Here is a 7,443-nt window from a genome sequence, read left to right on the forward strand (position 1 = left end):
ACCGAGACGATCTTGCGCGTCGACGTGACGGGCGAGGCGGCGCGGGCGCCGCTGCTGTCCGACCTCGCCGCCGCCGTGCCCGGTGCTTTTCGCCTCATCCATGGCGGCATCGACCATATCCAGCAACAGCCGGTCGGAACGCTGTTCCTCTCCATCCCCGGCAATCACGCAAGCCACCTCGCAGACGTGATCACATTCCTGAAGTCCCGCCAGGCGCGGGTGGAGGTGCTTGGCCATGTCGCCGATCCTGTTTGAGCTTCTGTTGCGGTCGATCTGGGAGACGGTGCTGATGACGGCCGCCTCCGGGTTGATCTCCCTAGTCTGCGGCCTGCCGCTCGGGCTGGCGCTGATTGCCACCGAACGCGGCGGCATTGCCGAAAGCCCGTGGGTGAACCGCGTGCTCGGCGCCGTCATCAACGGCTTCCGCTCGGTGCCCTTTATCATCCTTCTGGTGGCGCTGATCCCGCTGACGCGGCTGATCGTCGGCACGTCGATCGGCACATGGGCGGCGATCGTGCCGCTGTCGATCGCCGCCACGCCCTACTATGCGCGCATCGCCGAAGTGTCGCTGCGCGAGGTCGACCACGGCCTGATCGAGGCGGCGCGCGCCATGGGCGGCAACCGCTGGACGATCATCCGCGAGGTGCTGGTGCCGGAAGCGCTGCCTGGCATCGTCGCCGGCTTCACGGTGACGCTGGTCACACTCATCGGCGCCTCGGCGATGGCGGGCGCCATCGGCGCCGGCGGGCTGGGCGACCTCGCCATCCGCTACGGCTATCAGCGGTTCGAGACGTCGGTGATGATCGCCGTGGTGATCGTGCTGATCATCCTGGTCTGCGGCATCCAGTGGGTGGGTGACCGGCTGGTGGCGAGACTGGATCGGCGGGGGTGATGGGCCGGCTGAACGTTGACCGGAGCCTCCCCAAGGTGAACGGCAACCGCAAATGCGCTGTCTTTCCGATCGTCGCCGGAGACGGAAACGACATGTGCTGCGGCGATCACGGCGCGGTGAGGAACCGGCACAAGGATCGACAGTTTTAGTCGGCGCGTTGCTTTTCCGTTGCTTCGCGATCAACGGCTCCTGCCGACAGCACGACGCCGAATTTTTCCCAGGCTTGCCGTTGGGTATAGTACCCCAGGGCCACATCGCGCAGCACCTGATCGGCATCGCGCTGACGCGGATCGCCATAGCCGCCACCGCCCGGCGTGCCGACGCGCACGCGGTCGCCAGCCTTCAGCGAGATGTCCTGCTCCTTGGAGAGGTGCGGCGGTACGTGTTCCTCGCCATTGCGGAAGACGATCACGCTGTTGGGCTCGCCATCCCCACCGCCAAGGGCGCCCTGCGGGCCGAAGCGGCCATGGTCCATGACGAAGGAGGCACGCGCCTCGCCGCGCAGGATCTCGACCTCGTAGGCGAGGCCAAAACCGCCGCGATGCTTGCCGGCGCCGCCCGAGCCTTCGCGCAAGGCATAGTGCCGGTAAAGCACCGGAAAAGCCTGCTCCATGATCTCGACCGGCGGCGACTTGGAGATGCCGATGGTCGAGCAGCCATTGGTGAGGCCGTCATGGCCTGAATTGCCGCCATAGCCGCCGCCGGAGATCTGGTACATGACGTAATCGCGGCCGCGCGCCGGGTCGTTGCCGCCGAGCGCGAAATTACCGCTGGAGCCGGCAGGTGCGGCCGTCACCTTGTCGGGCAGCGCCTGCACCATGGCCGCGAACACCGCCTCGGCAATGCGCTGCGACACTTCGGCCGCACAGCCCGATACGGGGCGCGGATACTTCGCGTCGAGGAAGGTGCCTTCCGGCCGCTTGACGATCAGGGGCTCGAAAGCGCCGGCGCTGATCGGCACATCGGGGAAGATGTGGCGCATGGCGAGATAGACCGAGGACAGGGTCGTCGCCAGCACGCTGTTCATCGGCCCGGCGCAAGGCTTTGACGACCCTGAAAAGTCGAAGGTCAGCGTGTCGCCCTTCTTATCGACGGCGAGCGCGATGGTCAGCGGTTCGTTGACCACCCCGTCTGAGTCGACAAAGGCCTTGGAACGGTAGGTGCCGTCGGGAATGGCCGCTATGTTGGCGCGCATCTGCTCGGCGGCACGGCGGCGCAGTTCGGCGATCGCCTCGACAACCGTTTCATTGCCGTAACGATCCAGGATTCCGTTGAGCCGATCCTGGCCGACCAGCAGCGCGGCGGCCTGGGCCCGGATGTCGCCGATGCGCTGGTCGGCAACCCGGATGTTGGAGCAGATGATGGCGTAGATTTCGGGATCGAGCACGCCCTTCTTGAACAGCTTTACCGGCGGCAGCCGCAGACCCTCCTGCTCGACCGCGGTGGCCGAGGCCGAAAAGCCGCCCGGCACCGAACCGCCAATGTCGGGCCAATGGCCTGTGTTCGACAACCAGCAGAAGATCTTTTCATCCCGATAGACCGGCATGACGAAGCGCACATCCATCAGATGCGTGCCGCCGAGATAGGGGTCGTTGACGATATAGATGTCGCCCGGCTCAGGCGGCAGGCAGCGGCCATCGGCGATCATCTCGATCACCGTCCTGGTCGAATATTGCATGACGCCGACAAACACGGGCAGGCCCTGGCTGCCTTGCGCGATCAGCGAGCCATCGACGGCCGAATAGATGCCGTCCGAGCGGTCATTGGCCTCGGCGATCACGGGCGAGAAAGCGGCGCGGGAAAAGGTCAGGTCCATCTCGTCGCAGACCTGCTGCAAGGCGGCCTGGAGAACCGAAAGGGTAATGGCGTCGAGCTTCATTTCAGGCCTCGCCAATGTCGATGATGATGTTCCCGTCGGCGTCCGATCGCGCGCGGTCGCCGGGTTCGAGCACGGTCGTCGCGTCCATCTGTTCGAGGATCGCCGGGCCTTCGATGACCGCGTCGAGCGGCAGCTTTTCCCTGATATACACCGGCGTGTCATGCCAGCGCCCGCCATACCAGACCGGCCTGATCTCGCGCCGCGCCTCGTCGAGCGTCTTTGCCCGCCCGACCGGATCGATCAGGCGTGACAAGTCGATCGCCGGACGCACGCCGGTGACCGAGGTGTTGAGGTTGACGAGATTGGCGCGGATTTCCGGCAGCTCCACCTTGAAGCGGGCGAAATAGGCTTTTTCGAACAGGGACTGCAATTCGTGCCGGGTCACCGACGAGGACGGCAACGGCACGTTGATGATGTGGGTCTGGCCGACGAATTGCATGTCGGCGGAGTGGGTGACGCGGATCGTTTCCGGCTTCACCGCTTCCTTGGCGATCAGCGCCTCGCCTTCGTTCCGGTGCCGTTCCAATACCTGGTGAAGCCGGCTTTCATCAAGCACGGCCACGGGTTGGTTGATGGTGTTGACGAAGTCATGGCGCAGATCCGCGACGACGCAGCCGAGCGCATTGGTGATGCCGGGACGCGCTGGCACCAGCACTTTGGGCAGGCCGAGTTCACGCGCGAGCGCCGTCGCATGCAGCGGCCCGGCGCCGCCGAAGGCGAACAGCGCGAAATCGCGGGGATCATGGCCGCGCGATACCGAGACCATGCGGATGGCGCCGGCCATCTTCATGTTGCCGAGCCTGAGCACCGCGCCCGCCGCCTCGACACCCGACAGGCCCGTCGCCTTGCCGATCCTGTCCTCGAAGATACCGGTGACGCGCTCTGATGTGACCGGATTGTCGACGGCGAGCAGCTTCTTCGGCGCCAACCGGCCGAGCACCAGATTGGCGTCGGTGATCGTCGGCTCGGTGCCGCCGCGCCCGTAGCAGATCGGGCCGGGATTGGCGCCCGCACTTTCCGGGCCGATCTGGATCAGGCCGGCCGCATCGACGCGGGCGATCGAGCCGCCGCCGGCGCCCACCGTATGCACCGCCACCATCGGCACATGGATCGGCATGGCATATTCGATCTCGATCTCGTTCGAGACAGCCGGTTCGGCGTTGCGGATCAGCGCCACGTCGGTCGAGGTGCCGCCCATGTCGTAGGTGACGAGGTTTTCGAAGCCGGCGCGCTTGCCCGTATAGGCGGCGGCGATGACGCCGGAGGCGGGGCCCGACATGACCGTCTTGGCCGATTCACGTGTGACGAAGCGGGCCGAAATCATGCCGCCATTGCCGTTCATGATGAGAAAATCGCGGGCATAGCCCTTGTCGGCCAATTCCGTGCGCAGGCGTTCGACATAGCGCTCCAGGATCGGCTGCACCGAGGCGTTGATCGATGCCGTCACCCCGCGCTCGAATTCGCGCGCTTCCGACAGCAGCGCATGGCCGGTGGTGATGTAGCCATTCGGCCAAAGCTCGGCGGCGATTTCGGCGGCGCGGCGCTCATGCAAAGGGTTGGCGTAGGAATGCAGAAAATGGATGACGAGGGATTCGCAGCCGGCCGCGATCAGCGTCTTCACCGCCGCGCGCATCTCGGCCTCGTCAAGCGGCGTGCGGATGGCGCCTGATGCCTCGACGCGCTCGGACACTTCGAGGCGCAGATTGCGCGGGATGACCGGGACGAACGTGCCCGTCATGCCGTAGGGCTGCGGCCGCGTGCGCCGGCCAAGCTCGATCACGTCGCGAAAACCGCGCGTGGTGATCATGCCGGTCTTGGCCAGCCGGCGCTCCAGCACCGCATTGGTGGTGGTGGTCGTGCCATGCACGATGAGGTCGATGCCGTCGATCGGAAAGCCGGTGGCGCCGAGCGCCGAAACCACGCCAAAGGCCTGGTTGTCGACCGTGGTCGGGGTCTTGGCCAGATACACCTTGCCACCGTCCTTGCCGTCGATCAGGAGCAGGTCGGTGAAGGTTCCGCCGACGTCGATGCCGGCGACGACGCTGCCCAGGGAATCCGGCGGCTGCACCGAAAAATTCTCTTTCATTGTCGAAACCCGAAATGCTGGGACTACGGATATGCCACAGTTTGGAAAGGTGTTTTACGGCGGCATCTTGACGCAAATATCGTTTGTATACTAATAAATTCCGGACACAAGAGCTTACCGCTTCGGCAGCGTGCATGGCACCCCGGAACCTGAATGGTTCGGGCGCGCACGGGAAAGTTTGGCGCCCGCGTCTGTAACTGGGCGAGAAGGTTGGAATTGATGAACACCACGCCCGCGTTCAACACCGCTGAAGCCCGCCCGCTGCAGTTTCCGATTCCGGCCAATGTCTACGCCGAAACCGTGGTCTCGGTGAAGCACTACACCGACCGGCTGTTCTCGTTTCGCATCACGCGCCCGCAGTCGCTGCGCTTCCGCTCGGGCGAGTTCGTGATGATCGGCCTGCCCAATGCCGAGAAGCCGGTATATCGCGCCTACTCCGTCGCCAGCCCGGCCTGGGACGAAGAGCTGGAATTCTTCTCGATCAAGGTGCCGGACGGCCCGCTGACCTCGGAACTGCAGAAGATCCAGGTCGGCGACACGGTCATCATGCGCCAGAAGTCGACCGGCACGCTGGTTGTCGACGCGCTGACCCCGGCCAAGCGCCTGTTCATGATCTCGACAGGCACCGGCATCGCGCCCTTTGCCAGCCTGCTGCGCGACCCCGACACCTACGAGAAATTCGATCAGCTGATCCTGACCCACACCTGCCGCGACAATGCCGAGCTGATCTACGGCCAGGAGTTGGTGGCGGCACTGGAAAGCGACCCTCTGATCGGCGAACTGACCGCCGGCCGCGTCACGCTGTACAATTCAACGACCCGCGAGGAGTCGGCACGCATGGGCCGCATCACCGCGCTGATCGGCTCCGGCAAATTCTACAGTGATCTCGGCATCGAGAAGCTCGATCCCGAGACCGACCGCATCATGATCTGCGGCTCGATGCACATGCTGAAGGACGTCAAGGAGCTGGCCGAAAGCCTCGGTTTCCAGGAAGGTTCGCTCAGCCACCCCGCGAGCTTCGTCGTCGAACGGGCCTTCGTCGGCTGAGGCCAGCGCGTCTCCCGGAAACCTGATTTTGACCTTCCGGTCAAAAATCTGCTGCTTTCGCGGCCTTTTTCAGCTATCCCTCGCCTGAGGACTCGTGAAGCGCGGCTTCGCGGGTTATCGTCGTGCGTGTCGCCCAAAAGCGTCGAGGCTTTGGGAGAACGATGCGCACCAAGAGCGCACGCCGCTGAACGAAAGGGCAGGAGATGAGCAGCACAATCCGCGAAGCCAATCTTGGCACCAAGGTGACGCCGCTGCCGGCACGCGCAGCCGCCAATACGCCGGTGCCGCTGGACCATCACATCGCGCGCAATCCAGGCCTGAAACTCGACCTCGGTTTTCTGGAATCGGTGCGCAGCGTCAACCGCTCGGCGCTGGAGCGCCGCGTCGCCAGCCTGACCAAGCGGCGCTCGATCAAGGCCGACAACCAGGCCGCCTGGCTGCTGCGGGCGATCGCCTGCATGGACCTGACGACGCTCAACTCCAACGACACCGAGGAGCGCGTGCGCCGGCTCTGCGCCAAGGCGATCAACCCGCTGCGCCGCGACATCATGGAAGGCCTCGGCATTGCGGGCGAAACCATCCGGCCGGCCGCAGTCTGCGTCTATCATCCCTTCGTCGCCACGGCGGTCGACGCCGTGCGCGGCACCGGCGTCCATGTCGCCGCCGTCTCCACCGCCTTCCCGCATGGGCTGGCGCCGCTGTCGACCCGGCTGCAGGAGATCGAAGCCTCGGTGAAGGACGGAGCCGACGAGATCGACGTCGTCATTCCGCGCGGCCTGGTGTTCGGCGCCAAGTGGCGCGAGCTTTACAACGAAATCGTTTCGATGCGCGCCGCCTGCGGTGACGCGCATCTGAAGGTCATTTTGGGCACCGGCGATCTCGCCACGCTGCGCAACGTCATGCTTGCCTCGATGGTGGCGATGATGGCGGGCGCCGATTTCATCAAGACCTCGACCGGCAAGGAGAGCGTCAACGCCACACTGCCCGTCGGGCTTGCCATGGTGCGCGCCATCAGGGCCTATTTCGAGGAAACCGGCTATCTCATCGGCTTCAAGCCGGCCGGCGGCATTTCCACCGCGAAAGTGTCGCTCGACTGGCTGGTGCTGATGAAGGAAGAGCTCGGCCGGCCGTGGCTGGAACCAGAGCTGTTCCGCTTCGGCGCCTCGAGCCTTTTGACCGACATCGAGCGCCAGCTCGAGCACCATCTGACCGGGCATTATTCGGCCAATCATCGCCACGCGATGGCTTGAACTGATCGACGCGGTGATGGCTGGAACACCCCTCATCCGTCGCCTTCGGCGACACCTTCTCCCACAAGGGGAGAAGGAAAAGCTCTGCCTCGGCCTGTCGATCAAGTACGATCGTGAGCAACTCGCTGGCCCGCAGTCGTGCGCCTTCCCTTCTCCCCTTGTGGGCCTGTTGCGCAATTCTGGCATTGTGATTCACTTCGATTATGGCTCGGAGGGATTTGCGATGGCGGTGAAGCGGACGGGACAGATGAGCTTTATCGAGGCGTTCCTTGGGAACAAGGCGGTTGGC

The 7,443-nt window shown here is 64.7% G+C and carries 7 protein-coding genes; 5 read left to right on the plus strand and 2 right to left on the minus strand.

Annotated elements, in window-relative coordinates:
- The coding region (locus O7A61_RS29755; RefSeq protein WP_337132792.1) for an NIL domain-containing protein at positions 1 to 255 on the plus strand (255 nt) is incomplete at its 5' end.
- Positions 236 to 892, plus strand: coding sequence for a methionine ABC transporter permease (locus O7A61_RS29760; RefSeq protein WP_337132793.1), 657 nt, complete (start codon positions 236 to 238; stop codon positions 890 to 892). The genes O7A61_RS29755 and O7A61_RS29760, both read left to right, overlap by 20 nt.
- A 145-nt stretch (positions 893 to 1,037) precedes the next feature.
- On the opposite strand, the gene O7A61_RS29765 is transcribed toward O7A61_RS29760, so the two are convergent.
- Together O7A61_RS29765 and O7A61_RS29770 are read right to left on the minus strand one after the other, a co-directional pair.
- The gene (locus O7A61_RS29765; protein ID WP_337132794.1) at positions 1,038 to 2,771 is read right to left on the minus strand and encodes a hydantoinase B/oxoprolinase family protein; all 1,734 of its coding nucleotides are present in this window, start codon (positions 2,769 to 2,771) and stop codon (positions 1,038 to 1,040) included.
- Between the two features lies 1 nt (position 2,772).
- Positions 2,773 to 4,857: a hydantoinase/oxoprolinase family protein gene (locus O7A61_RS29770; protein ID WP_337132795.1), complete on the minus strand. Its 2,085-nt coding sequence runs from the start codon at positions 4,855 to 4,857 to the stop codon at positions 2,773 to 2,775.
- Between the two features lie 219 nt (positions 4,858 to 5,076).
- On the opposite strand from O7A61_RS29770, the gene O7A61_RS29775 reads away from it, so the two are divergent.
- The 3 genes from O7A61_RS29775 to O7A61_RS29785 form a co-directional block, all read left to right on the plus strand.
- A complete protein-coding gene (locus O7A61_RS29775) occupies positions 5,077 to 5,904 on the plus strand; it encodes a ferredoxin--NADP reductase (RefSeq protein WP_027142489.1) in 828 nt (275 codons plus the stop codon).
- A 203-nt stretch (positions 5,905 to 6,107) separates the two neighbouring features.
- Complete coding sequence (deoC, locus tag O7A61_RS29780) at positions 6,108 to 7,154, plus strand: deoxyribose-phosphate aldolase (protein WP_337132796.1); 1,047 nt, start codon at positions 6,108 to 6,110, stop codon at positions 7,152 to 7,154.
- A gap of 16 nt (positions 7,155 to 7,170) precedes the next feature.
- Positions 7,171 to 7,443 (plus strand): hypothetical protein (locus O7A61_RS29785; RefSeq protein WP_337132797.1); only part of this gene is annotated, 273 nt, incomplete at its 3' end.

Origin of the sequence: Mesorhizobium sp. Cs1321R2N1 (genome assembly GCF_037179725.1) — a bacterium.
In the GTDB taxonomy this organism is placed as follows: domain Bacteria; phylum Pseudomonadota; class Alphaproteobacteria; order Rhizobiales; family Rhizobiaceae; genus Mesorhizobium; species Mesorhizobium salmacidum.